Consider the following 25,233-nt stretch of genomic DNA (forward strand, 5'->3'; position numbering starts at 1 on the left):
ATGCTGCAAAAAAGAACAATCTATTGGGCAGCTATCGGATGGCTGGCGCTGCTATGTCTGGGTTTGGGCGTTGCAGCCCTTTATACAAAGCCCAAACCGCCGCTGAAGCCTCTGGCAGATGCTCTTTTACTCACCGATTTTTGCCTGACCACCGAAGCACGCTATCTGCGGCACTTCAACACTTTTGAGCCGATAGCACCCTTCCAGGATTTACCGGGCTATCATGAACACGCGCCTGCTTCTCCTTTTATTTACCCGATGATACAACAGCAGATTCGGGCAAAGTAATTGTGTAGGTTTTGCCTTTGGGCACTACCAATTTGTAATCGGAACTGTTAATCCACGGATTGTAGATTTTCAGGATTTTGTAATTAATGCCCATATCCAGCGCAAACTGCGGCAAGTCGTTGATAGTGCTGTCAATCGTTACGGTACGCACGCCGTCAAGCGGTTGGTACTTATCGGCATCTTCTACAAAAAAGCCGTATGCCTGCGGATTTTCAATAATCAATTTCAGTGCGATAATCCGCATCACATAGCGATAAGTTTCCCGATTCAGGTATAAATCGTAAAAATTGCTGACCTTTTGTGCCTTTACTGCATTGTCTAAACCTGTTACACCGCGGTTATACGAAGCCGCCGCAAGTGTCCAGTTGCCAAAACGTTTGTAAGCATCTTTCAGGTAGCGACAGGCCGCATAGGTGGAGGCTATGGGGTCTTTGCGCATATCTACATATTCACTGACTTCAAGGTTATAGGAAGGAGCAGTTGTTTTCATAAACTGCCAAAAGCCTACTGCCCCTACGCCCGACTGCGCGTGCTCGTCCAACTCGCTTTCGGCTACGGCCAAATAGAAAAAATCTTCCGGTACGCCTTCTTCTTTCAAAATACGGCTAATCTCTTTGCGCCAGCGGCCCTCGCGCTTCAAAATCAGGATGGTGGCTGAGTGTTTATAGGAGTTCTGAATCAACTCACGCTCTATGCGCTCCCGCACATCGGGGTCATTCATAGGCACTTGTTCGCCTGCAAAAGTCAGTTGCTCGGGCAAGGGGAAAGTGCTGATATACTGCTTCTTAACGGTTTTCAGTGAGTCTGTCCCCATAACGTTGCTTTTTTCCGATGAATCGGACATCAACAGCGAGCCACTGCCCAGAAACAATATTGTACAAACACTTCCTACCCCTAAAAGAAACTTAGCGCCAAACAACATGCTTTCAAAAAAGGTTAAATACTTGCCTTAAATTTAACGACGTTTCTATGAGAAACGTGCAACAAAACAACAAAAAATGAATAAACTCATGCACAATTCCTTTGGTTATTTATTTTGCTTCGTGCTTTCTTTCTTTGGGTTAGCCTGCGAAGCACAGAAAAAAGACAAAAAACAATCCATTGCTATGACAACCAACGTAAATACAGATACCGCTACTTTTGGGGCAGGCTGTTTTTGGTGCGTAGAAGCCGTTTTCCAACGTTTGGAAGGGGTTTTACACGTAGAATCGGGCTATGCAGGCGGCCATGTCAAGAACCCGACCTACGAGCAGGTATGCGAAAAAAATACCGGCCACGCCGAGGTGTGCCAAATCGTTTACGACCCTGCCAAAATCAGCTACGACGAATTGCTGGAAGTATTCTGGAAAACACACGACCCGACTACGCTCAACCGTCAGGGCAACGACGTTGGGCCGCAGTACCGCTCGGTCATATTCTATCATAACGAAAAGCAAAAGGAATTAGCGGAAAAATACAAAGCAGCATTGGAAGCCGAAAAAGTTTTTGACAAGCCTATTGTAACGGAAATAACCGCACTCAACGGCAATTATTACAAAGCAGAGGCCTATCATCAAAACTATTACAACAATAATCCCTATCAGGGTTACTGCGCTTTCGTGATTGCGCCCAAAATAGAAAAAATGCAAAAAGTGTTTAAGCACAAATTGAAGAAATAAGCCTATTGCACTTGCTCATTTCTGCGCCGCGCTTTTTGACCTGCATCAAAAAAACGCGGCGTTTCTTTTTTTACCTTTGTAAAAAACAGAAATAGAGATGAAAAAACTACTGATACTGCTTGCCGTGCACCTGCCGTGGGTTGCCTTTGCCCAAAAACAGGTGCAAAAACAACTGCAAAATCAGTTCATCATGGTCAAATCCGGCGATACCATCCATTTAGACAAAGGCTTTTTTGAGTTGGAAGGCACTCTCTGGCTGGACGATAAGCAAGATGTAGTCATCAAGGGCAAGGGCAAAGATGCTACTGTTTTATCGTTCAAAAATCAAACCTCGGGCGCAGAAGGTATTAAAATTACCAACAGCCGCAATATCACTATTGAAGGCCTGACGGTTCTGGATGCCAAAGGCGATGCTATCAAAGTGCAGCAAACCGAAGGTATTACTTTCCGCCACACAAAAACGGGCTGGTCGGGTAAACCTAAAAAGACAAACGGTGGCTATGGATTCTATCCTGTAAACTGCCAAAAGGTGCTGATTGAACACTGCGAGGCCGTTGGTGCTTCCGATGCAGGCATTTACGTAGGGCAGTCAAAAGAAATCATTGTGCGCAACTGCAAAGCATGGCACAATGTGGCAGGCATTGAAATTGAAAACTCACTGCACGCAGATGTGTATGACAATGAGGCGTTTAACAATACCGGCGGCATACTCGTATTTGACCTTCCCGATTTGGTACAAAAGAAAGGCGGATTTGTGCGGGTTTACAACAACAAAGTTTACGAAAACAACTATCCCAACTTTGCACCCAAAGGGAACATCGTAGCCAAAGTACCGCAAGGGACAGGTCTGCTGATTTTAGCCACTAACAATGTGGAAGTTTTCAATAATCGCTTTGTCAATAATATCTCCATTGGCACAGGTATCATCAGCTACCATATGACCGAAGAAACCATCAAAGACAAAGAGTATTATCCTTTCCCCGATAAAATTCACATTCATAACAATTATTTTGAACGTCCGATGGTGCGAGCCACCTCTAAGGGACGAATGGGCATGATGTTCCGTTTCAAACTGAAATTCGGAAAAGACGTGCCACATATTTTGTTTGACGGCATCCATGATGAGCAGCGTACCGAAAAAATACAACTCTGCATCCGCAATAATACCAACCAGTCTTTCGCGGATATAGATGCTGCCAATGATTTTAAAAATATCAGTCGTGTACTCGCCAAATACAACTGTGAGCTTCCAGCATTGAAACCGGTAACACTTGCTACTTCCCGATGAAAAAGTATTTGTTTTACACCGCTTGTGCCGTATTCATTGCCGCCTTAGTGGGAGCCGGGCAACGCTTCCCGAAAAAATACAAAAACAGCCTGTCTGAATACGGCTTTTTTACGGGGGCACTCGCCCGATTGCAACCCGCTGCCAATGTGCTGCCTTACGATTTAAACACACCGCTTTTCACGGATTATGCCCACAAACAGCGGTTCATGTATATCCCCGAAGGTAAACAGGCAGTTTATAACGACTCTGCCGTGCTCTCTTTCCCCGTAGGAACGGTCTTGATTAAAAACTTTTTCTATTATCAGGATGAACGCAAGCCCGAGAATGGCCGCCGAATACTGGAAACACGCCTGCTGATTCACGAAGAAAACGGGTGGACTGCCATACCCTACGTATGGAATGACGAACAAACGGATGCGTTTTTAGAACCTGCGGGCGAAACCAAATCCGTTACATGGCGCGACAGCAAAGGCACTAAGCAAACCATCAGCAACTATCAGATACCTAATATCAACCAATGCAAGGGTTGCCACATTTCGGGGAAAAGCCTCATGCCAATAGGGCCTTCCGCAAGGCAGTTGAACGGTTTGTATCCCTATGCAGAAGGCACTGAAAATCAGTTAGTAAAACTCTCTCAACTCCATAAACTCAGCAATCTCCCCGATTTGGAAAAAGTACCCCGATTGGTGAATTGGCAAGATGCCTCTGCCTCTCTGGATGCGCGGGCGCGCGCTTGGTTAGACATCAACTGTGGGCATTGCCACAATCCGAAAGGCCCTGCCAGCACCTCAGGGCTGCTGCTGGACATCCACAACACCGACCCTAAGGCACTGGGTATTATGAAAACGCCCGTAGCTGCAGGCAAAGGCTCGGGGGGGCTGCTGTATGACATTGTGCCGCGTCAGCCCGACAAGTCCATCCTGATATATCGTATGCAAAGCACCGACCCCGGCCAAATGATGCCCGAACTGGGGCGCACGGTTGTGCATCGCGAAGGGCTGGAACTCATCCGCGAGTGGATTCGGCAAATGCCTGCGCAGTAGATAGGCTGCTTAAAACACCTTACTTTGAGACTTTGAGTGCAAGAACATAAATATGCAAAGTTTGCTTTATCTCAGAAGATAAAATAACCGGCAGAACAAAGTCTAAGAAAACTTTGTTCTTGTGTAAACTTAAAATTTTGATAGCAATGGTAGAATTTAAGATACAGTTAGACGAAAGTATTGTCCAGACTTTTGGCTACAAACAAGTAGAGAGTTATTTGCAAGACTTTGTAAAAAAAATGTTGCTCAAAGCAGCAGCACAGGACGTTTTAGAAGACCTCAAAACAATAGATTTGCAAAACGACAAAGAATGGCAAACAGCACGCCATTTGGCTTGGCAACAAGAAAAACATAAATACTTGATTTCCCAATGACAGATTTTGTTATTGACGCCAACGTATTGATGACTATTCTGATAAGTGGGAAGGCAGGTTATAGACCTATTCTGACTTTCAATAATTTTATCTTACCCGACTTCGCACTGATAGAGGTAGAAAGATATAAAGATGTTTTGAAAGCCAAGACAAAAATGTCTAAATCGCAATTTACACAATGGACTTATTTTGTATTTGCTCAACTTACTATCTTGCCTCAATACATCTTGTAGCAAAGTATTTTGGCCAAGTTAGAACGATTACTTGAAAAAAAATTGACTTGAAAGACATTAGTTATGTAGCCTTAGCAATGCAGTTAGATTTACCCCTTTTAACAAGAGACAATCCCCTTTATGAGAGCTTATAAAAGCAAATATTTAGAAAAGTGATGTTGTTTGAAGATTTTTTGAGAAATTTTTGACAAAAAAGGCAATATACACATTATACTTGGGGCAACCCGCTACAATGTAGGCTAATGAACTAATTTAGACTTTTTTGCTTTCTATTGCAGCGGTGAATTGATTACTATTCACAAATATTTTTTGTTTTTTTGCTCTTGCAATATCAACACATCTATCCCTTACATCTTCCAATCCACACTTCTGCGGGCAAACTGTCAATTTTTCCTTCCAGAAAATCAGCAAAAACGGCAGCAAAATAGGGCGCAAGCGATACGCCTTTTGCACCAAGTCCGTTAAAAACCCCAATGCGTGGTTGCTGCGGATGCATACCGATAAAAGGACGGCGGTCATATGTAGCAGGGCGAATACCTGCCGAGCGACCAATAAGCTCCCATGAAGCATCGGTCAGTTTAGCAAGTTTTCCTGTGAGTTCGTCCCATGCTTTTTGTGTAGGTTCCAAACTCAAATCTTGTTGATGATAAGTTGCGCCGATACGGCAGATATTTTCTGCCTGCGGTAAAATCCAGCAACCACGATTGACAATTTCCTTGTATTGTTCATCGGTAAATTTTACCTGTAAGGTTTCCCCTTTCACAGGGCGGAAAGGCAAACTGAACAGACCACGGGCAGCCTCCTGCCAACCCCTGCAAAAAATCAGATAGTCGGCTTCAATCTCCTGAAAATAGACTTTATCTGCTACTGCGCGTATATCTTCCTCAGCGACTTCACATTCGCGGTAGATACCTGCTGCCAGCCACACCGACCGGGCAGCCGATAAAAGCAAGGGCAAATTCACATATCCGCAATTTTTAAGCATAATACCGCCAAAATCATCTTTAATTTTACTGCCGTAAGCGTCAGGTTGAACGACTTTATCAACATATCCTGCAAATTTTTCATCGGAAGTTTCTGCTAAAACCTCATTCTGCTGTGCCATGGACTCAAAAGGGCGGTACATGGGCAGCGGATGAAAAAAATGCGCGTTGAAATCGCGCTCCATTGCAGGATAAAATTCATGCAAAAACGGAAAAAGGCGGTCGGCAAGCCATGTTTTGGTCATGCGATAGCCCGTAACAGGGTTGAACAATCCCGCGGCCACTTTAGATGCCGTTTGCGGTTGGTTGTTATCGGCGATATGTACCGTGTGTCCGCGCTTGAGCAGCGTATAGGCAAGCGTTGTACCTGCGATGCCCTGCCCAACAATGAAGTAGTGTGCCATTTTTCCCTACCTTTGCGAAAATAAAACGAATCAACGTGCAATATTACAGTACAAAGCGCCAAGTGCCGCCGGTCAGCCTTGGCGAAGCCATATTAAAAGGTTTACCGGATGATAATGGGCTGTTCATGCCTGAGCAATTACCTCCACTCCCTGCTGAATTTATTGACAAATTGCCGCATCTTTCGCTGGAAGAAGCGGCACTGGGCTTTGCGGAAACACTTCTGAAAGAAGACCTGCCTGCCGATGTGCTGCGCGATATGGTACACAAAACACTGGGATTTGATGCCCCCGTAGTTTGGTTAGCTCCGCACACAGGCATTCTGGAACTGTTTCACGGCCCTACGTTGGCTTTTAAAGATTTCGGGGCGCGTTTTATGGCACAGGCCATGTCCTATTTCCTGCCCAAAGGAGACAAACCGCTGCACATTTTGGTTGCCACTTCGGGCGATACGGGTAGCGCCGTTGCACATGGTTTTTTGGGCATTCCCGATATTACGGTAGCTGTTTTGTACCCCAAAGGCAAGGTCAGCAATTTTCAGGAAAGGCAGTTTGCTACGCTGGGACAAAACATTACGGCCATTGAAATTGACGGTACATTTGACGACTGCCAAGCCCTTGTAAAACAGGCCTTTTTAGACGAAGAATTAAACAAACATTTCAGGCTTTCATCTGCCAATTCCATTAATATTTCAAGGCTGATTCCGCAGGCTTTTTACTATGTGTACGCCTACGCACAGGCCGCGCGCCAATACGGCAATCAGCCCGTTTACTTTGTAGTTCCCAGCGGAAACTTTGGCAACCTGACGGCAGGCATGTTTGCTCGCCAAATGGGGCTGCCCATTGCAGGTTTTGTGGCGGCAACCAATGCCAACGATATTGTACCAAAGTATCTGCAAAGAGGCGAATACATGCCACGCCCTTCGGTTGCTACCATCTCTAATGCAATGGATGTAGGAAACCCGAGCAACTTTGCACGGCTGGCCGATATGTTCCCGACATGGGGAGAGATGAAAAAACACCTGTACGGCTATGCTTTCAGCGACGAGGCAACGCGGGCAGCCATGCAGGAAGTGAAACAAAAATACAACTACGTAATAGACCCGCACGGCGCAGTAGGTTATCTGGCTTGGGAGCAGTTCCGCAAAGAACATGCACCTGAAAATGCAGTAGGCATTGTGCTTGAAACAGCACATCCTGCCAAGTTTGGCGAAGTGGTGGAATCCGTTTTGGGTGAAGCCCCTGCCATTCCTGAAAGACTGCGCCACTTGATGGAAATGCCCAAGTTATCCATTCCGTTGTCAAAAGATTATGCCTCTTTCAAATCATTTTTGATGCGGCATTACCCCAATTAAAACTCTTTAACAATGGTTTTTACATCCGAATAGGTCGGATTCCGTAAATGATTTGTAGTTTCGCAAACCTTAAAGGGCTACTTGCGCCCGAATTATTGCAAATATGATGACATATAAAAAGCTGAATGACCTTGCAGGCTGGATAATCTTTCTGATAGCAGCCGTTGTATATGGCCTCACGGTTGAAGACACCGCCAGTTTTTGGGACTGCGGCGAATTTATTGCCGTTTCTTACAAACTAATGGTACCTCACCCGCCGGGAGCGCCACTTTTCCTGATGCTGGGGCGCGTGTTTTCATTCCTTGCCTTCGGAGATAAACTACAAGTAGCATTTTGGATTAACATGCTCTCCGCGCTGAGCAGTGCATTTACCATTTTGTTCATGTTTTGGTCTATCACCTTGTTAGGCCGCAAGCTGATGGGGCTGCGTCCGACGGACGAACCCACGGGCGTACAAACATTCGGCATATTAGCTGCCGGTGCGGTTGGTTCGTTGGCATACACGTTCTCCGACTCTTTCTGGTTTTCAGCTGCCGAAGCAGAAGTTTATGCCATGTCATCATTCTTTACGGCAGTCGTATTTTGGGCAATGCTCAAATGGGATACCCTCTCCGATGAAGCCGATGAAAACCGCTGGCTCATCCTGATTGCCTACATCATGGGGCTTTCTATCGGAGTGCACTTGCTGAACTTGGTTACTATCCCCGCGCTGGGGCTCATTTACTACTTCAAAAAATATCCCACACCTACCAATATCGGCATTTTCACCACGCTTGCTGTCAGCCTTTTCATTATCGGCATTGTGATGGTGGGTGTTATTCCGGGGCTGCCTTCCATTGCCGGAGGTTTTGAAATATTCTTTGTCAATACGCTGGGGCTGCCATTCGGTTCAGGTGCGTTGTTTTTCTTTTTTGCCATTATTGGCGCGTTGGTATGGGGTATCCGCTACTCCATCCGCAAGGAAAACGCCCTGCTGAACACCGCGCTGCTTGGTTTTACTTTCATTCTGATAGGCTACTCCTCTTACGCACTGGTCATTATCCGCTCAAACTTCAATCCGCCGATTGATGAAAACGACCCGTCGGATGTAATGAGTTTCGTTTCCTACCTGAAACGCGAACAGTACGGCGACCGCCCGCTGCTCTACGGTCGTACTTTTGTTTCGGAGCGCGAGTCGGTAGAACAGGGCGAACCCATTTACCGCAAAGGGAAAGACAAGTACGAGATTTACGACTATAAAATGGAAATCAAGTACAACAAGGAAGTTTTGTTCCCGCGGATGTACAGCAACGGCGAAGACCATCCCGAACTGTACCGCCAATGGGCAGGTATGCGCCCCGACAAAGACCCTACCCTGTTTGACCATATCTACTACATGATTCGCTATCAAATCGGGCATATGTACTTCCGCTACTTCCTGTGGAACTTTGCCGGACGCGACGGCGACGAAAAAGAAGCCGGTTGGCTGCTGCCATGGTCGCCCTCCAAAGATTTGCCGGAAGAAGTCGCCAATAACAAAGCCCGCGATAACTTCTACATGCTGCCGCTTATTCTGGGCATTGTAGGGCTGTTGTATCAACTGAAAAAAGACGAAAAGAACTTTGCCGTAGTCGGTATGCTGTTCATTTTGACAGGCGTTGCTCTGGTAGTGTACATGAACTCTCCGCCTGTTGAACCCCGAGAGCGCGATTATATCTACGTAGGTTCATTCTATGCCTTTGCCATGTGGATTGGCTTCGGTGTGCTTGCTATTGCCGACGGACTGATGCGCTTCATTAAAAATCCATTGCCTGCCACTGCCATTGCAACCGTTGTTTCCATGACAGTGCCTACCATCATGGGCGCAAAAGGTTGGGATAACCACGACCGTTCAGGCCGCTACCACTCCGTTGACCAAGCACGCAATATGCTGGCAAGCTGTGCGCCGAACGCCATTTTATTCACAGGCGGCGACAATGACACTTTCCCGCTGTGGTACGTTCAAGAGGTGGAAGGTTTCCGTACCGATGTGCGGGTAATCGTACTCAGCTACTTCAACACCGATTGGTACATTGAGCAAATGCGCCGCAAGGTTTACGAATCGGACGCTCTGCCGTTCAGTTTAACCTACGATAACTACAAAAGCGGTGTAAACGATTTTGTGCCTTATGTAGAAAATCCCGCGCTCAAAGCCAATGCCATCAACCTGAAAAGTTATTTGCAATTGGTAAAAGAAAATAATCCTGCCATTCAAGTAGCCTTGCAGGGTGGCGGCTCTACGGCTGCACTGCCTGCCAAAAAAATGTATATAGATGTGGACAGTGCCGCCATTGCCCAAAAGCCGTGGATTCCGAAAGGCAAAGCCGACAAAGTAGTAAAACGCATGGAGTTCAGCCTGCGCAACGGTGCGGGAGCACTCTACAAAGGCGATTTGATGCTGCTTGACCTGATTGTCAGCAATAACTGGGAGCGCCCGATTTACTTCAACAACACCTCTGCCAACACCATTGCTTTGGAACTGCGCGAATGGCTGCAAATGGAAGGCCTCACCTACCGCCTCATGCCTCTGCGTGCCAATAACCGCGGCGATGTGGGCGAAGTGAACAAAGAGGTGATGTACGAAAACATGAAGAAATTCCAGTTCCGCGGCTTTGATAACGAAAAAGTCTATCACGACGAAGAATACAGAAAGTTTGCGGCCAATACACGCAATGCCTTCTATCGTCTGGCGCTGCAATTCTATCTGGACAAGGAAAACGACAAAGCCAAGGAAGTGCTGGACAACAGCCTGCGCCTCATACCGGACAAGAGTATTCCTTACGACTACTATATCCCGCGCTACATCAAACTGTATTATGCGCTCAAAGAGTATGACAAAGGCAACCAACTGGCAGAATTGGTCGGCAAACGTGCCAAAGACAATCTGGCATACATTGTCCGCTACGACTTGGACGATTTCCAGAACTCATCGCTGAAAGACCGCAGCATGATTATGATTAACCAACTGCGCGACCTTTACGCTGAATCAGCCGAGCGTGAGAAAAATATTGCCGAAAACTTCGCCGCTGCCAACGACAGTTCTATTACCCAAGCCGATATTGACAAAGCAAAGGAACGTCAGGCATTTTTCAATAAGAAGTTTGAAGAATACGAAAAAATCTTCAATGACTATTACGACCGTCTGTATGGCAAGTAGTCGGAGAAAAAACAGCCCGCATCTCTGCCATAGAATGTGCAAAAGCAAAATCCCGACAGGTGTAACGCCCGTCGGGATTTTTAGTATTGCTGCAATGAGTTTGAGCGGCCTAGCAAATTACCTTGTCAGCAAATTTGGATAAGAGCAATTTCAGTTGCTCCACGCAAAATTAATGCACCTCAAATACCAACTCCGGCTCGGTTACTTCCATGTAGCCATTGTCGTTAATGTGAGTCATCTGTACGGCTTTCAATTCTCCGATAAGCAGCGGGTCATACTTGGCCGCCACCCGCACGTAGTTTTCCGTAAAGCCGTGCATCATACCGTCCTCTATATCATTTTCAAACAATACAACTGCCTGTTTGCCAATATTTTGCTCATAAAAATGACGGCGTTTTTTATCGGAAAGGATGTGCAACATTCGCGAACGCTCGGCACGCACCTTTTCCGATACTCGCCCTTGCATCGTAGCAGCGGGTGTATTCACACGCTCCGAATAGGTGAATACGTGCAGGTAAGAAACATCCAACTCATTGAGGAATCGGTAAGTATCCAGAAAATCTTCATCCGTTTCACCGGGAAAGCCGACAATGACATCTACGCCAATGCAACAGTCAGGCATCAACTCCTTAATTTTAGTTACGCGGTCGGCATAGAGTTCGCGGCGATAGCGACGGCGCATTAGCCCCAGTATTTTGTTACTGCCCGACTGCAACGGGATATGAAAGTGCGGCACAAATTTTTTGGATTGTGCTACAAAAGAGATGATTTCATCGGAAAGCAAGTTGGGCTCAATGGAAGAAATTCGGAATCGGTCGATGCCTTCCACCTCATCCAAACGTCGAATCAGGTCAATAAATCGGTATTGACGTTCACCGTTGATAAGGCCGTAATCGCCCGTGTTTACGCCGGTCAGCACAATTTCGCGCACTTCGCCCGATTCGGCAATTTCGCGGGCTTTTGCCAAAATATTTTCGGGCGTATCGCTGCGGCTTGCACCGCGAGCCAATGGAATGGTACAAAACGAACAACTGTAATCGCAACCGTCCTGCACTTTCAGGAATGTGCGGGTGCGGTCGCCGTAAGAATAGGCAGCATTAAAGTGCTCATTGGCGCGATGAACCTCTCCCGCAAAAATCTGCGGCGTTTCAGGGCGCACAAAGCCATCGAGCAGGTCGAGTAGGCGAAATTTTTCTGCCGCACCAAGTACAGCATCCACACCGGGAATTTCGGCAATTTCACGCGGTTTAAGTTGTGCATAGCAACCAATAATGGCCACATAACCTTCCGGTGAAATCTTACGGGCTTCCTTTACTATTTTCCGACATTTTTTATCAGCATTTTCAGTAACAGAGCAAGTGTTGATAATAAAAATATCAGGAGTTTCGGTAAAATCTACTTTTGAATAGCCGCGCTGCTCAAACAAACGGGCAATCGTGGAAGTTTCCGAGTAATTCAATTTGCATCCCAGCGTGTAGAAAGCCACCTTTTTCATGTTGCAAATTTCGGTAATAATTTGTAGTTTTGCATAAATCAGTTCAATAATAACGGTTTCCGCGAGCGGCAGGCCGTTATTATTTTTTTCTATTGATGTGTGTTTAACAACTAATTGAGTAAGGACATGCCAACGTATTACACTGCCGAAGGCTTGCAAAAGCTGAAGGACGAATTGCATGAATTGCGCACCAAAGGGCGTGCGGAAATTGCCCGCCAAATAGCAGAAGCGCGGGACAAAGGAGATTTGAGCGAAAATGCCGAATATGATGCAGCAAAAGATGCTCAGGGCTTGCTGGAATTGAAAATATCAAAACTGGAAGAATTGGTAGCACAAGCACGTGTTGTGGACGAATCTATGATTGACACCTCGAAAGTTTCCATTTTATCGAAGGTGAAAATCCGCAACAAGGCCAACGGTCAGCAGGTAGAATACATGCTTGTAGCCGAAGAAGAAGCAGACCTGAAACAGGGCAAAATATCGGTAAAATCGCCCATTGGACAAGGTTTGCTTGGCAAAAAGCAAGGTGAATTGGCAGAAATTACAACGCCTCGCGGTAAAATGGAGTTTGAAATTCTTGAAATCAGCCGCTAAAAGTGAACAGCCTGATTAAATACTTCTTTCGGGGGCTGCTGTTGGTCGTACCTATTGTGCTGACAGTAGCCACCCTTGTTTTTATTTTTAACTGGCTGGATGGCATGTTGCCCTTGCGTATCCGCGGGCTGGGTTTCTTCATCATTGTTTTTGGAATTACCTTTCTGGGACTGCTGACTTCCAAACTCAAACTGCTGCAACCCTTGGTGCGATGGTTTGAAGATACCCTCTCCGACTTGCCGGTTGTAGGTTTATTATACAGTTCCTTTAAGGAGCTGGTATCGGGCATTGTGGGCGAACAACAAAAGTTTACCCATCCGGTAATGGTGCGCTTAAATGCTGAAAATGAGGTGTTTCGCATTGGCTTTATTACGCAGCACGACCTAACGCATGTAGGAATAGACGACTTGGTAGCCGTATTTTTTCCACATTCCTACAATATTTCCGGCAACCTCTACTTGGTACCGCGTAAAAATATTCAACCATTGCCTACACAAGGCGCAGAAACGATGCGCTTTCTCATGTCGGGTGGAGTCGTAGAACTGAACCATAAAGATACGGAACAGACAGACGCTTAACACCGTATGAACAGCGACTTTACACCTATTAAGCATTGGGCAGAAGACGACCGCCCGCGCGAGAAATTACTCCACAAAGGACGCGCAGCACTTTCCGATGCAGAATTAATTGCTATTTTACTGGGTACGGGAACAACCTCGCTTTCGGCCGTAGATTTAGCCAAGCAAATACTATCCGCTGCTGACAATAATTTATACAATTTGGCGCGGTTTTCCATTAAAGACCTGCAAAAATTCAAAGGCATTGGCGAAGCAAAGGCAATAACCATTGCCGCTGCGCTGGAATTGGGCAGACGGCGCAAAGAAACCGAAGTTCCCAAGCGGGTACGCATCCGCTCCTCGCGCGATTGCTACGAAGCTATCCGACCGCATTTGGCTGATATTCAGCATGAAGAGTTTTGGATACTCCTGCTCAGTCGTGCCAATGAAATTATGCAAAAAGTCAATATCAGCAGCGGTGGCGTATCAGGCACTGTCGTTGACCCGAAAATCATCTTTAAAACAGCACTTGAACACACGGCAAGCGGGCTCATACTGGTGCATAACCATCCCTCGGGCAATTTAACCCCCAGCCAAGCCGATATTGACCTGACCGCAAAACTAATCGCCGCCGGAAAAGTGCTGGAAATAACGGTTCTTGACCACTTGATTTATACCGACAACGGCTATTTCAGTTTTATGGACGAGGGGATGATGCACTGATTAAACCGTTTCCCACAACATACCCACTATCAGGCGTTCCAATTGAGGCTCCGCATTGCGAGCGGCAGCCAGCACGTCTTCCAAAGTTATTTTTTGTATTTTTCCGGGGCTACACAGGTCTGTAATCACAGAAACGGCAAATACGGGCAAGTGCATATGGCGTGCCGCAATCACTTCGGGGACAGTGGACATACCGACAGCATCTGCCCCTATGATGCTCAACATGCGGTATTCGGCAGGTGTTTCCAAGTTAGGCCCCGGCACGCTTGCATAAACACCTTTTTGCAGTTTAATGCCTTCTCTTGCCGCAATTTTTTCGGCCAGTGCAATCAGTTGCGGGTCATAGGCCTCGCTCATATCGGGAAAACGTTCGCCTAAAGCCGGAATATTGGTGCCTCGCAGCGGATTATCGGGCTGCAAGTTGATGTGGTCGCTGATGAGCATGAGGTCGCTCAGGGCAAAGTCGGGATGTAAACCTCCGGCCGCATTGGATACAAACAACTGCCTGATTCCCAGTAGCTTCATTACGCGAACGGGAAAAACAACCTGTTGCATGGTGTAGCCCTCGTAGTAGTGCAACCGCCCTTGCATCATCACGACGGGATGCCCTGCAATTGTGCCGAACAACAGCCGCCCGGGATGTCCTTCCACCGTAGAAATCGGAAAATGAGGAATTTGTGTATAACTGATGCTGTGCTCAATACGCATGGCCTGCGCCAAACCGCTTAAACCCGTGCCGCTGATAATGCCTGTGGTGCAAGGCGCATCGGTAATGCTGCGGATGTAGCCTGCTGCTTCTTCAATTTGCTGAAATGTCATGTGGTTTTGTGTATTTTTGTGCGATTTGTCGCCTGCTTCCCATGAAAAAAATTTTGTTCAACAATATTACGATAATTGATGAAAACTCAACTTTTCATCGCCAAAAAACCAATGTACTGATTGCCAACGGAGATATTGCGGCCATAGGCAGTTCGGTAGAAGCAGGCGATGCGGAAGTGATAGCCGCCGAAGGGCTGATGGTTTCTCCGGGCTGGGTAGATATGCGCAGCCTGAGCGGGCAACCCGGCTACGAACACCGCGAAGCGCTGCAAAGCCTTGCGGCAGTAGCGGCAGCCGGTGGCTTTACCGATGTGGCGCTGCTGCCCAATACCAACCCCGTTATGCAAACGGCTGATGCAGTGGCTGCCGTCAAAAACTTTCGCAGCGAGTTTCCTGTTGCATTTCACCCCATTGCCGCTGCCTCTGTGGATGCCAAAGGCGAAGAAATGAGCGAATTGATCGATTTGCACCATGCAGGTGCTGTTGCATTTTCCGACGGCATCTATACCACTTACAAAACAAGCCTGATAATCAAGATTTTACTGTATATCAAACAGTTTGACGGATTGTTTATCAATGTGCCCAATGAAAAAAGTCTGGCAGAGTACGGGCAAATGCACGAGGGTGTGCAAAGTACTTTGCTCGGATTGAAAGGTATCCCCCATTTGGCAGAGGAAATGGGCATCCATCAACTCCTGCAACTGCTGAATTATACAGGTGGAAAATTGCACTTTTCCTGTATCAGTTCTGCGGAAGGCGTAAACCTTGTTCGCCAAGCCAAAGCACAAGGTTTTGCCGTTACGGCCGATGTAGCCAGCTACCATTTGGCATTTACTGATGAAGACCTGCATGGTTTTGATACCAACTTAAAGGTAATGCCGCCGCTGCGAACGGCCGCCGACCGCGCTGCGCTCATAGAAGGACTGGCAGACGGTACAATAGATGCACTCGTGGCTAACCACTTGCCGTTGGATACCGAAGCCAAGGCGCTTGAATTTGACCTTGCCGACTTTGGTATGATTAATTTGCAAACAAGTTTTGCCGTGGCTAATACTTTCGGCAAATTTTCGCCGGAAAAAATAGTGGAACTGCTGGCAGTTAATCCCCGCCGCATTTTAGGGCTTCCTCCAATGGCCATACAACCCAACGTCCCTGCGCATCTGACCATTTTTCACCCATCGGAAACGTGGACGTTTGACCAAAGTACCAACCGCTCGCTGTCGGCCAACTCTCCGTTTTTCGGGCAAACCTTCATCGGCCGCGTGTATGGAACGGTAAGAGACGGCAAATGGCACCAATAAGCGCACACGCGGGAATAATCGTTTTTTTTGATTATAGGCAGAATTTGAAAACCTACTGTTGAATAATTTTACACATGCCGCTAATTTCAGGCGGATGGCTTGATTTTTTTCAGATACTCCAACTAAGTGAGTGAGCAAATTAGAACGTACTACATTGCTTGACGTTTAATCCACCACAAGAATACAAATACACAAGATTTTGTGTTCTTGTGCGTTTGTGGTAAATATAGGTATGTGCGCAAAATTGACCACTTACTTAATATCACAGGCTTCATAAAAATTGCTGTTGCGGGTGGTTATCGCATGGTGAACGGGGTTGCCGTAGATGGGTATAACAACTCTGATTTCAGTAGCCCGACAGCTTCCGTGTCGTTTAAATTTTAAATTTGGCCTCTTCGGACAGCGTATCAAACAGTAAGAACCGATTACACCTCATCAAAAAAGCCACCCCGCAGGATGGCTTTTTTTTGATGTATGTACTGTGTATGAATGACTTAGTTACCACGACCGCCGCGACCACCGGCAGAGCGCTCATATCCACCGCCGCTGCTACCACCATAGCTACCTCCGAAACCACTGCTTCTGCCGCTGTTCAGGCTTCCACTGTTGTAGTTTGAGTTGCGGAAACCATCGCTATTGTAGCCTGACTGACGGTATTCATAGTTGGATGAACGACCCGTAGCCCACTCACTCTGACCCGCATAGCCGGAAGAACGACCGGAGTTATACTCATTGGTAGTGTATGCGCCACGGCCGGCACTTGAATTGTCAAAGCTACCGTAGCGGCTGCTTCGTACAGTGTTTTCTTCTGTTCTGCCGCCGCGTGCGTATTCGTCGGCGCGGGCGCGCACAGGTGTATAAACGCCGCTGCGGTCTGTACGAGCACCGTATTGTACGTTGTTCATCGCCGTTCTGTCAATCACTACCACACCCGGGCGGAAATAAGGATTCCAGAAACTGTTCATGCCCCAAGCATTACCCCAGAACGGGTCCCACATCATCATGCGGTTCATCATCCAAGGGTCGTTCCAGCCCATCATCATCGGGTTCATGCCCCATGGCGACATCATACTTGTACCCCAGAAAGGGTCCCACATCATCATGCGGTTCATCATCCAAGGGTCATTCCAGCCCATCATCATCGGGTTCATACCCCACATATTCATGCGCGCGGTCATGAAAGGCGACATTCCCCAAAAAGCAGCGTTACCGAACGACATATTCCAGCCGTTGTTCCAAAAACCACCGGTTGCAGGCGCATTCCAGTTGCGGTAAGCACCGGCAAACGCATTGTTTTGATTATAGTCTTTGCGGAAATACGGCAATACAGAAATATTGCCTCCTTGGGCATTTTCTCTAAACTCAGGGTTTGCAAACTTTGATTTTACAGGATCATTGGCAAACGCTGTATTAGCACTTCCTAAAACTGTCGGTTGAGTTAAAACGGCATTGGAATAAGCCACTTTTCCTCTGTCTTTAGGAGTAAAATATACATCGTCATACTCTTGCGCCATCAGCCAATGGCTGCTGCCCGCAAGGCAGATGGTTGTTAAAGCAATCATGAACTTCTTCATAAGCACGGAAGTTTAATCGGTTGTATTAGTGTGTACGTAAAATTAAACATTGCAGATGCAATATCACATACTTTTAACAATTTTCATGCGTATGTTTGTTCTGGATTTAACAAAGTTTTCAGTGAAAAAGTATTTAACCGAACAACACGAAGAATTTGCCAATGCACTGACACACGGCTTGGGGGCATTGCTAAGCCTGATTGGCAGTTGGTTGTTGATTGAAAAAGCACTGACTGTTCAAAATCAGCGCCTGTTGCTCAGTTTTATTATCTACGGAGGAGGCATTTTCTTTCTCTTTCTTGCATCAACGCTCTATCATAGTTTCAAGCACGAAGCCGTTAAAAAGCGATTGCAGGTAATTGACCATATCGGAATTTATCTGATGATTGCAGGAACTTACACCCCCTTTGCCATGATTACCATTGACCGATGGTGGGGCGATTTGCTGCTGTGGATGGTTTGGGGAATTGCATTGGTTGGCATTGTCTTTAAAATTTTCTTTACAGGTAAATTTAAAATACTTTCCACAGCTATTTATTTAGGCATGGGATGGTTGGCAGTCATAGCGGCTAAACCTATGTACGAAGCCATTCCTTTGAACGGTATCTTGTTGATTGTTGCAGGCGGCCTCTTGTTCTCTGCCGGCACAATTTTCTACCTGTGGGAAAAACTTCGCTTTAATCACGCCATCTGGCATTTATTCGTATTGGGCGGCGGCATTTGCCACTTTTTCGCCATCTTTTTTTACAGCTATCCGCAATAATGAAATCTTACCCCTTTACCGTAGTTTACGAAGATAACCACCTACTGGTGGTCAATAAACAGAGCGGCATACCTTCGCAAGGCGACCTTACGGGTGATTTGGCAATTACAGATTATGCAAAAGAGTATTTGAGAGATAAATACAACAAACCCGGCAATATTTTTTGCGGATTGGTACATCGTTTAGACCGTCCTGTCAGCGGGCTGATGGTTCTTGCCAAAACATCAAAAGCATTGGCACGTATGAACGAAATTTTCCGCAGCCGACAGGTACAAAAAATCTACCTTGCCATCAGCAGCCGCAAACCTGAAAACGAAAACGGCAAATTGGTGCATTGGCTTACCAAAAACCCGAAAACCAATATCAGCCGTGCCCATGCGCAGGAGGTAAAAAACAGCGACCGCGCCGAGCTCGATTATCAGTTAGTTGCTGTCATTGGCGACAAGTCACTTATTGAGGTTAGACCGCTTACCGGGCGGGGACATCAAATTCGGGTACAGCTATCGGCTATGGGATGCCCTATTTGGGGCGATGCTAAGTACGGTTCAAAAGTGCAAGATAGCCCCGGAACCATTTGCCTTCATGCTTACCGCATCAGTTTTGAGCATCCGGTGCAAAAAACGCAGGTAACATTTACCGCACCGCCGCCTTTTGAACGGCCTGTATGGAAACTATTTCAGGGGGTAATCGGCTAATCGGTCAGCAAATTATTGTCCTGCCTGTAACGGCGGCGCGTTTCTATTTTCTGCTTTTCGCGCTGGATAATCAAAGCGGCAATATTGAGTGCTACCGTATCCGATGTGCCCGAGTGAATGGCCTGACGCAACATGCGCTCGCTGATGTCCATCCGATAAGCGGCAGCAAACAGCCGATGACGGTCGTTGTCTAAGAGGTAGCGTACTAAATCTGTCAGTTTGCCGAGCAATATTTCCTCGCTTGTAGCAGCAAAAAGCGGTTGAAGTTCGCGGCTGTCAATATCCAAATGTTGCCCCAAAAGGGTGCAAACCTCTTCCAGTTCGTTCATTTCGGTTTAAAGTAGGTGATAGATGCCCTGAAGTTGTAAAAAATCGGCCAAGGTTTGGCAGTTATGAAAAAGATTGTGGCAGGTTTCAGGCGGTAATTGCCGGATTTCATCCCATGTGAGCCACTCTACGTGGTCTATCCGTTGCTTGTCTGAGGGCAACTCGGGGTCTGTGCCTATTTGCAGGCTGCCGGAAATAATTTTTACACTGAAAAAAAATTCAATTGCATGAAGCGGCGGCTTAATCACCTGATTGGCACAAATAAAACGCTCAATGGCTATCTGTAAGCCTGTTTCTTCGGCAAACTCTCTGCAAAGCGCATCTTCCAGCGTTTCGCCGAATTGCACGCCGCCACCCGGAGGCAGCCAAAAATGGCCTGCCGCACCAAAGTTTTGAAGCCTGAGCAACAAGATACGGTCATTCTCTACGCAAATACCGCCGACTCGCACACGCACCCTGCCGCTGTATGCCGACAAATCAGTCATTGGCTGCCACGTCCTTACCTACCATTCGCAATACTTCTTCCGGCACTTTTTCAAAGTCCATTACAATGAAGCCGTCCAAAGCGTTATTAAAATTAGGGTCTACATTAAAGCCGATAATTTTTGCATTGAGTTGCAAGATGTACTTTTTCAGCAGTACAGGCAACTTGCTGTGCGATGATTCTATAGCAGAGATTAACAAATCCAACTCTTTGATATCCTGAAACTTAGGCAATAAAAGTGCCTCTGAACCATCTTTGAGTTTAGGTTCAAACTTGCGGCGCGGCTTCACATATTTGGCAAGTTCGTAGTCAAAATAATTATCCTTGATTACCTTAACAACCAACTCTTTTGCCAAGTGCGAAAAAGTATTGCTGATGCTGACGGGGCCGATGAGATAGCGATATTCGGGGAATCTGCGCAGAATAATGAGTACGCCTTTCCAAAGCAACATGAGCGATACGTGCTTGCGCTGGTAGTCCTTCACGATAAAGGAGCGCCCCATTTCAATGGATTTTTTGAGCACAAAGGCAAATTTTTTGTCAATTTTAAACAAGGTGCTCAAATAAAAGCCTTTGATTTTGAATTTTGCGTACAGTTCTTTGCCTTTGCCCATCCGATACGCACCCACAATGCGCTTTGCCTCGTTGTCCCAAATGAACAAGTGGTGGTAATGCACATCGTACTCGTCAATATCAATGCTGTGGTTGGTGCCTTCGCCTTCCTCGCGGAAGGTAATTTCGCGCAGGCGGCCTATTTCGCGCAGTACATTGGGAATGACTGTTGCTTCCGAAAAAAAAACCTCGTAATTGCCGTGCGTAGTCAGCAGGTCTGTTGCGCGTATTTGCGCAATATCTGCTTCCAGCAACTCAACGGCAACGGGCGGAACAATGGGCTCTGGCTCTGCCACGCGCTTAAACGGATTTCGAAAAAACGGTTTGAGTTTCAGCGAAGAACCCAGTGCATAGGTGCGTGCACGCAAATATCGCAGCATCTGGTCGCTATCTTCAAAACTGCTCAGCTCGCTGTACGGAATAGGCTTGCCTATACGCACTTGAATTTTGTTTTCCGTTTTGTTAAGCATTTCGGAAGGCAGCCGCGCAGTTCTCAGATTAGGATGTATGATACCTAAAATATTGAAAAACACACTGTTATGCCCTGAAAAATATACAGGCACCACATCTACTTTGGCTTTCTGAATAATTTTGCCTACCAGCGGATGCCACTGCTTGTCGGTGATTTTTTTGCTGTCGGGCTGATAAGCGGAAACTTCACCCGCCGGAAAAATACCGACCGGACTGTTCTGCTTGATATGCTCTAAAACCGTTTTAACCCCCGTAATATTGACTTGTTTGTTCTTAGCACTGTCAAAAGGATTGACAGGAATGAAATAATGTTGGATAGGCTCAAAAGCATTGAGCAGGTAATTGGCCATCAAGCGGAAATCGGGGCGTATTTTATTGAAAATAGACATCAGAATCAGGCCGTCTATGCCGCCGTAGGGGTGATTGGCAACGACAATAAAAGGCCCCGTGCGGGGAATATTGGCCTCCTCTCCCTCTATGATTTCATATTTGACCTGAAACATTTCCAGCCCCCTGTCCACAAAGCCTACGCCGTCAAAACGGGCTGCCTCGTTATAGACCTCATTAATCTTGTCTAATTTGAGCAATTTCATCAAAGGCTTAGCCAACAACTGCAATTGCAGTTTGTCTAAATTCAGCGAGCGCGCAAATTCTTCAGGACTGATGAGTGTTCTATTTGGCATATGTTAAGTTAATATGTTTACATTTTCTACAAGCAACGGCAAACGTTTACATCAAACGCTTGATAATATTTTCAACCGTAATTCCTTCGGCTTCGGCTTTGAAGTTACGGACGATGCGATGGCGTAATACAGGTATGGCAACTGCCTGAACATCTTCTATATCGGGCGAATATTTGCCGTTGAGCAGTGCATTGCATTTGGCTGCCAAAATGAGATTTTGCGAAGCACGCGGCCCTGCACCCCATTCCAGATAATCGTTGGCTGTTGCAGCTGCCAGTTCTTTACCGGGGCGGGTTTTATGCACCAGTTTTACCGCATACTCTACCACATTGTCGGCAACGGGTACTTTGCGCACCAATTGCTGGAAGGCGATAATTTCGTTGGCATGGAGCACCGGCGAAATTTCATTGACCTTATTGGAAGTTGTGTTTTTAACAATTTCCAGCTCGGCATGATACGTTGGATAATCTAACCAGATATTGAACATGAATCGGTCTAACTGCGCTTCGGGCAGCGGATAAGTTCCTTCTTGCTCAATGGGGTTCTGGGTGGCCAACACAAAGAACGGGCGGTCTAAGGTATGAGACTGTCCGGCAACGGTTACGGCATACTCCTGCATGGATTCCAGCAAAGCCGCCTGCGTTTTGGGTGGCGTTCGGTTAATTTCGTCTGCCAGAATAACATTGGCGAAGATAGGGCCTCTGATAAATCGGAAATTTCGGTCTTTATCCAGCGTCTCCGCTCCCAGAATATCGGAAGGCATCAGGTCGGGCGTAAACTGAATACGGTTGAACTTTAAATCCAACGCTTTGGCAAGCGTTTGGATAAGGAGCGTTTTGGCAAGCCCCGGTACGCCTACCAACAGGCAGTGCCCCTGACAAAAAATGGCAGTTACCAACAAGCGAATTACTTCATCCTGCCCGATAATGACTTTGGTGATTTCTGCATTCAGTTTCTGAAAAGCTCCATGAAGAGCCTCAGCGGCGGCAACATCTGACGTGAACTTAACTTCCGACATTGGTGTGTTTTGTTTTATGAATTGGTTAGCTGTGAAAGACTACAAGTTAGAGAAAATTTTAAAAACCTTCTAACAGTTTGCAGCGGTCATATTCAGGGTCTATGTCAATAAACAACTGACTTTTGGTGCGATTAAACCATTTTGACAGCACCTTATTGCGCTCCTCTTGCAGGGCTGCTGCCTGAATTTTCTGATAATCCATTTCCAAATTGAGTTGATGCGGCGGAATACGGCTTTTGAAGTACAAAATGCGCACGGCGTTTTTACCGTCATCGGTGCGGAAACGCAACGGACGCGTAATGCTGCCGACTTTCATGGTGTCTAATGTCATAAACATTGAGTATTCCAGCTCGTCTTTGGAAAGGTGAGTGCTCTTGGTTTCCGGATTTTGCAGAATACCGCCCGAGGCTTTGGTAGATTTGTCGTCTGAATTGGCAAGTGCAACTTTCTCAAAAGGTTGTTTGCCGCTCAAAATAATTGTACGCAGGCTGTCCAAATATTTTTCCGCATCTTTGATATCCTGTTCGGTAGGCTCGGGGCGTATCAGGATGTGGCGCGAGTTGTAGCGATTACCACGGCGCTCTATCAACTGTATCATGTGAATACCAAATTCGGACTCAACAGGCTCTGAAATTTCGCCCGGCTCTAAGCTCAGCGCCATTGCTTCGTAGGGGGGCACAAGTTCTCCCCTACCATGGAAACCCAACTCGCCGCCGCGGGAAGCCGAACCAAGGTCTTCGGAATAGGTGCTTGCCAGTTCTTCAAAACGTGCTTTACCTGAAAGAATCTGCTTTTTTAAGTCCTGCAGTTTGGCTTTTACTTTGTCTTTTTCCGATTTGCTTACCACAGGATAACGAACAATCACTCCCACTTCTACTTCGGCCGGCAAGTAGGGCAAACTATCCTTAGGGATGCTGTGAAAGTATCGCTTTACCTGACGGGGCGTAACTTCCACATCCTTAGTGATTTCGTTCTGCATTTTGTTAACAATCATATTCTCCTGAATAGTAGGGCGGAGTTCTTCTTTAAACTGTGCGATGGTTTTATTGTACGCCTGTTCTATTTTCTGCAAACTGCCGAACTGCTGCTCAAAATAGGCCATGCGGCGGTCTAAATTATTATTCACTTCCACATCGCTTACCATAACAGAGTCTATCTCTGCTTTGGCTACCAACATTTTGTTAATCAGCAATTGTTGTAGTATCTGGCACTTGGCTTCGGGCGGTAGTTGTTGCTGGGTGTTTTCTATCGCCGATTGATAGGCCTTTTCCAAGTCGGATTTAAGTATGATATAATCATTGACCTTTACGATAATTTTATCAACAATTATCCCGTCCGACTGGGCAAAAAGCGGCAGCGTCAGGACAAATGCAAGCAACGAGGTAATCAAATTTTTGCGCATCATGAGCACAGTTTTAATCGTTTTATTTGAAAAGATGAATAATCGGGTTGCGGGTTGCTTTTAGTCAGCAGTAATTTTGTAATTATTGCTCCGTTTGGCTTTTTCTAACAAAGATACTTCCAATTGGTGTTGCAAACTCATTTTTCGCTGATTCAGTAGAATATCGCGTATTTGTTCTTTCACAAATTCAAGAGGTGAGGTTTGGTCTGCCATTTTGTACTCAAAAATTTTCAACATGTAAAAATATTCACCATCGGTGGCGGTTGCATAATGCTGTGTTGCCAAAAACTGCACCTCATTTTTTATTTCGTTGCGCAAAGGCGTGTTGCGGATGAGGTCTGCCAACGGTATCCATGTCGTATCGCTTATCACAGGGTTTTGCGTGTAGCTGAAAGCATACGAGCGCAACTGCTCCCAATCGGAGGGGTTTCGGCTGCGCAACCACGCATATGCTTTTGCCTTATCGGGTGTTTGGTCGCTTATTTTGAACAACAACCCTTTGACAATGTTCTGTTTCAATTCAAAATTTGCCTTATTGGCCTCGTAATAAGCGCGAATTTGGTGGTCGGTAATCAGCGTATCCAAATTTTCGGCAATGTATTGCTGCAAAAAAGCATGTGTAATTAGCTGATACTTATACTCCATTACACGGCGTTCTATTTCGTCGAGGTTCAGGTTGGCATTGGTTACGGCCTCATGGTAAAGTAATTGTGTTTTCGCCCATGTTTGCACGTAGCTTTCTACAATACGCAAGCTGTCTTCGGGCGTTGCAGCATCCGACACAATGCTTTGAATATCAGATGGCATCAAATAAGTGTCATATACTTTTGCAATGGGTTGCTCTGCCTCAGTCCGGTCAATGCCACATGCGGTAAGGCACATCCAAATGCCTGCGAGAAAAATTCTGCTCATAGTCA

25 protein-coding genes are annotated in these 25,233 nt (G+C 46.4%); 14 read left to right on the forward strand and 11 right to left on the reverse strand.

Features of this window, described 5'->3' with window-relative positions:
* Window positions 1–288: a hypothetical protein gene (locus NDK19_RS03810; protein WP_250630509.1), complete on the forward strand. Its 288-nt coding sequence runs from the start codon at window positions 1–3 to the stop codon at window positions 286–288.
* Here the strand turns inward: NDK19_RS03810 and NDK19_RS03815 are convergent.
* Entirely contained in the window at window positions 248–1,210 is a 963-nt protein-coding gene (locus NDK19_RS03815) for a lytic transglycosylase domain-containing protein (protein WP_250630510.1), read from the reverse strand. The two genes, NDK19_RS03810 and NDK19_RS03815, sit on opposite strands and share 41 nt — an antisense overlap.
* Before the next feature lie 184 nt (window positions 1,211–1,394).
* Between NDK19_RS03815 and msrA the strand changes: the two genes are divergently transcribed.
* From msrA to NDK19_RS03840, 5 genes are all read left to right on the forward strand, one after another.
* A complete protein-coding gene (msrA, locus tag NDK19_RS03820) occupies window positions 1,395–1,946 on the forward strand; it encodes a peptide-methionine (S)-S-oxide reductase MsrA (RefSeq protein ID WP_250630607.1) in 552 nt (183 codons plus the stop codon).
* Between the two features lie 97 nt (window positions 1,947–2,043).
* Window positions 2,044–3,234, forward strand: coding sequence for a parallel beta-helix domain-containing protein (locus NDK19_RS03825; protein WP_250630511.1), 1,191 nt, complete (start codon window positions 2,044–2,046; stop codon window positions 3,232–3,234).
* The gene (locus NDK19_RS03830) at window positions 3,231–4,277 is read left to right on the forward strand and encodes an SO2930 family diheme c-type cytochrome (RefSeq protein ID WP_250630512.1); all 1,047 of its coding nucleotides are present in this window, start codon (window positions 3,231–3,233) and stop codon (window positions 4,275–4,277) included. The genes NDK19_RS03825 and NDK19_RS03830 overlap by 4 nt, the downstream gene beginning before the upstream one ends.
* Before the next feature lie 146 nt (window positions 4,278–4,423).
* Window positions 4,424–4,651 (forward strand): hypothetical protein, encoded by a 228-nt coding sequence (locus NDK19_RS03835; RefSeq protein ID WP_250630513.1) that lies wholly within the window; start codon window positions 4,424–4,426, stop codon window positions 4,649–4,651.
* A 29-nt stretch (window positions 4,652–4,680) separates the two neighbouring features.
* Entirely contained in the window at window positions 4,681–4,884 is a 204-nt protein-coding gene (locus NDK19_RS03840; protein ID WP_250630608.1) for a hypothetical protein, read from the forward strand.
* Window positions 4,885–5,224: 340 nt separating this feature from the next.
* On the opposite strand, the gene NDK19_RS03845 is transcribed toward NDK19_RS03840, so the two are convergent.
* Window positions 5,225–6,271, reverse strand: coding sequence for an NAD(P)/FAD-dependent oxidoreductase (locus tag NDK19_RS03845; protein WP_250630514.1), 1,047 nt, complete (start codon window positions 6,269–6,271; stop codon window positions 5,225–5,227).
* A 35-nt stretch (window positions 6,272–6,306) separates the two neighbouring features.
* Between NDK19_RS03845 and thrC the strand changes: the two genes are divergently transcribed.
* Entirely contained in the window at window positions 6,307–7,623 is a 1,317-nt protein-coding gene (thrC, locus tag NDK19_RS03850; RefSeq protein WP_250630515.1) for a threonine synthase, read from the forward strand.
* 103 nt (window positions 7,624–7,726) lie between these two features.
* Window positions 7,727–10,798 (forward strand): glycosyltransferase family 117 protein, encoded by a 3,072-nt coding sequence (locus NDK19_RS03855; protein ID WP_250630516.1) that lies wholly within the window; start codon window positions 7,727–7,729, stop codon window positions 10,796–10,798.
* 169 nt (window positions 10,799–10,967) lie between these two features.
* Here NDK19_RS03855 and mtaB read toward each other — a convergent pair whose 3' ends face one another.
* A complete protein-coding gene (gene mtaB / locus NDK19_RS03860; RefSeq protein ID WP_250630517.1) occupies window positions 10,968–12,293 on the reverse strand; it encodes a tRNA (N(6)-L-threonylcarbamoyladenosine(37)-C(2))-methylthiotransferase MtaB in 1,326 nt (441 codons plus the stop codon).
* A gap of 126 nt (window positions 12,294–12,419) precedes the next feature.
* Between mtaB and greA the strand changes: the two genes are divergently transcribed.
* Genes greA through radC form a run of 3 tightly spaced genes read left to right on the forward strand, consistent with a single transcriptional unit; the run spans window position 12,420 to window position 14,167 of the window.
* Window positions 12,420–12,887 carry a transcription elongation factor GreA gene (greA, locus tag NDK19_RS03865; RefSeq protein WP_250630518.1) on the forward strand — a complete coding sequence of 156 codons (468 nt, stop codon included), beginning with the start codon at window positions 12,420–12,422 and terminating at the stop codon, window positions 12,885–12,887.
* Between the two features lie 2 nt (window positions 12,888–12,889).
* Complete coding sequence (locus tag NDK19_RS03870) at window positions 12,890–13,465, forward strand: DUF502 domain-containing protein (RefSeq protein WP_250630519.1); 576 nt, start codon at window positions 12,890–12,892, stop codon at window positions 13,463–13,465.
* 6 nt (window positions 13,466–13,471) lie between these two features.
* Complete coding sequence (radC, locus tag NDK19_RS03875; protein WP_250630520.1) at window positions 13,472–14,167, forward strand: RadC family protein; 696 nt, start codon at window positions 13,472–13,474, stop codon at window positions 14,165–14,167.
* On the opposite strand, the gene NDK19_RS03880 is transcribed toward radC, so the two are convergent.
* Complete coding sequence (locus NDK19_RS03880) at window positions 14,168–14,986, reverse strand: purine-nucleoside phosphorylase (protein WP_250630521.1); 819 nt, start codon at window positions 14,984–14,986, stop codon at window positions 14,168–14,170. It abuts the gene before it with no gap.
* 41 nt (window positions 14,987–15,027) lie between these two features.
* Between NDK19_RS03880 and NDK19_RS03885 the strand changes: the two genes are divergently transcribed.
* Window positions 15,028–16,287 (forward strand): dihydroorotase, encoded by a 1,260-nt coding sequence (locus tag NDK19_RS03885; protein WP_250630522.1) that lies wholly within the window; start codon window positions 15,028–15,030, stop codon window positions 16,285–16,287.
* Window positions 16,288–16,781: 494 nt separating this feature from the next.
* Here the strand turns inward: NDK19_RS03885 and NDK19_RS03890 are convergent, their stop codons facing one another.
* On the reverse strand, window positions 16,782–17,861 hold the full coding sequence (locus NDK19_RS03890; protein ID WP_250630523.1) for a hypothetical protein: 1,080 nt from the start codon (window positions 17,859–17,861) through the stop codon (window positions 16,782–16,784).
* Between the two features lie 121 nt (window positions 17,862–17,982).
* Between NDK19_RS03890 and trhA the strand changes: the two genes are divergently transcribed.
* Together trhA and NDK19_RS03900 are read left to right on the forward strand one after the other, a co-directional pair.
* On the forward strand, window positions 17,983–18,624 hold the full coding sequence (trhA, locus tag NDK19_RS03895) for a PAQR family membrane homeostasis protein TrhA (protein WP_250630524.1): 642 nt from the start codon (window positions 17,983–17,985) through the stop codon (window positions 18,622–18,624).
* Window positions 18,624–19,319 carry an RluA family pseudouridine synthase gene (locus NDK19_RS03900; RefSeq protein WP_250630525.1) on the forward strand — a complete coding sequence of 232 codons (696 nt, stop codon included), beginning with the start codon at window positions 18,624–18,626 and terminating at the stop codon, window positions 19,317–19,319. The genes trhA and NDK19_RS03900 overlap by 1 nt, the downstream gene beginning before the upstream one ends.
* Here the strand turns inward: NDK19_RS03900 and NDK19_RS03905 are convergent.
* Genes NDK19_RS03905 through NDK19_RS03930 form a run of 6 tightly spaced genes read right to left on the reverse strand, consistent with a single transcriptional unit; the run spans window position 19,316 to window position 25,228 of the window.
* A complete protein-coding gene (locus NDK19_RS03905; protein WP_250630526.1) occupies window positions 19,316–19,648 on the reverse strand; it encodes a hypothetical protein in 333 nt (110 codons plus the stop codon). The genes NDK19_RS03900 and NDK19_RS03905 overlap by 4 nt on opposite strands.
* A gap of 6 nt (window positions 19,649–19,654) precedes the next feature.
* Window positions 19,655–20,131 (reverse strand): NUDIX domain-containing protein, encoded by a 477-nt coding sequence (locus tag NDK19_RS03910; RefSeq protein ID WP_250630527.1) that lies wholly within the window; start codon window positions 20,129–20,131, stop codon window positions 19,655–19,657.
* Window positions 20,124–21,896 carry a lysophospholipid acyltransferase family protein gene (locus tag NDK19_RS03915; RefSeq protein ID WP_250630528.1) on the reverse strand — a complete coding sequence of 591 codons (1,773 nt, stop codon included), beginning with the start codon at window positions 21,894–21,896 and terminating at the stop codon, window positions 20,124–20,126. The genes NDK19_RS03910 and NDK19_RS03915 overlap by 8 nt, the downstream gene beginning before the upstream one ends.
* Window positions 21,897–21,942: 46 nt before the next feature.
* The gene (locus NDK19_RS03920; RefSeq protein ID WP_250630529.1) at window positions 21,943–22,914 is read right to left on the reverse strand and encodes an AAA family ATPase; all 972 of its coding nucleotides are present in this window, start codon (window positions 22,912–22,914) and stop codon (window positions 21,943–21,945) included.
* Between the two features lie 58 nt (window positions 22,915–22,972).
* Window positions 22,973–24,319, reverse strand: a complete 1,347-nt coding sequence (locus NDK19_RS03925; protein WP_250630530.1) for a peptidylprolyl isomerase — start codon at window positions 24,317–24,319, stop codon at window positions 22,973–22,975.
* A 57-nt stretch (window positions 24,320–24,376) separates the two neighbouring features.
* Entirely contained in the window at window positions 24,377–25,228 is an 852-nt protein-coding gene (locus NDK19_RS03930; RefSeq protein ID WP_250630531.1) for a peptidyl-prolyl cis-trans isomerase, read from the reverse strand.
* Between the last annotated feature and the right edge of the window lie 5 nt (window positions 25,229–25,233).

Source organism: Rhodoflexus caldus, assembly GCF_021206925.1.
Taxonomy (GTDB): Bacteria; Bacteroidota; Bacteroidia; order Cytophagales; family Thermoflexibacteraceae; genus Rhodoflexus; species Rhodoflexus caldus.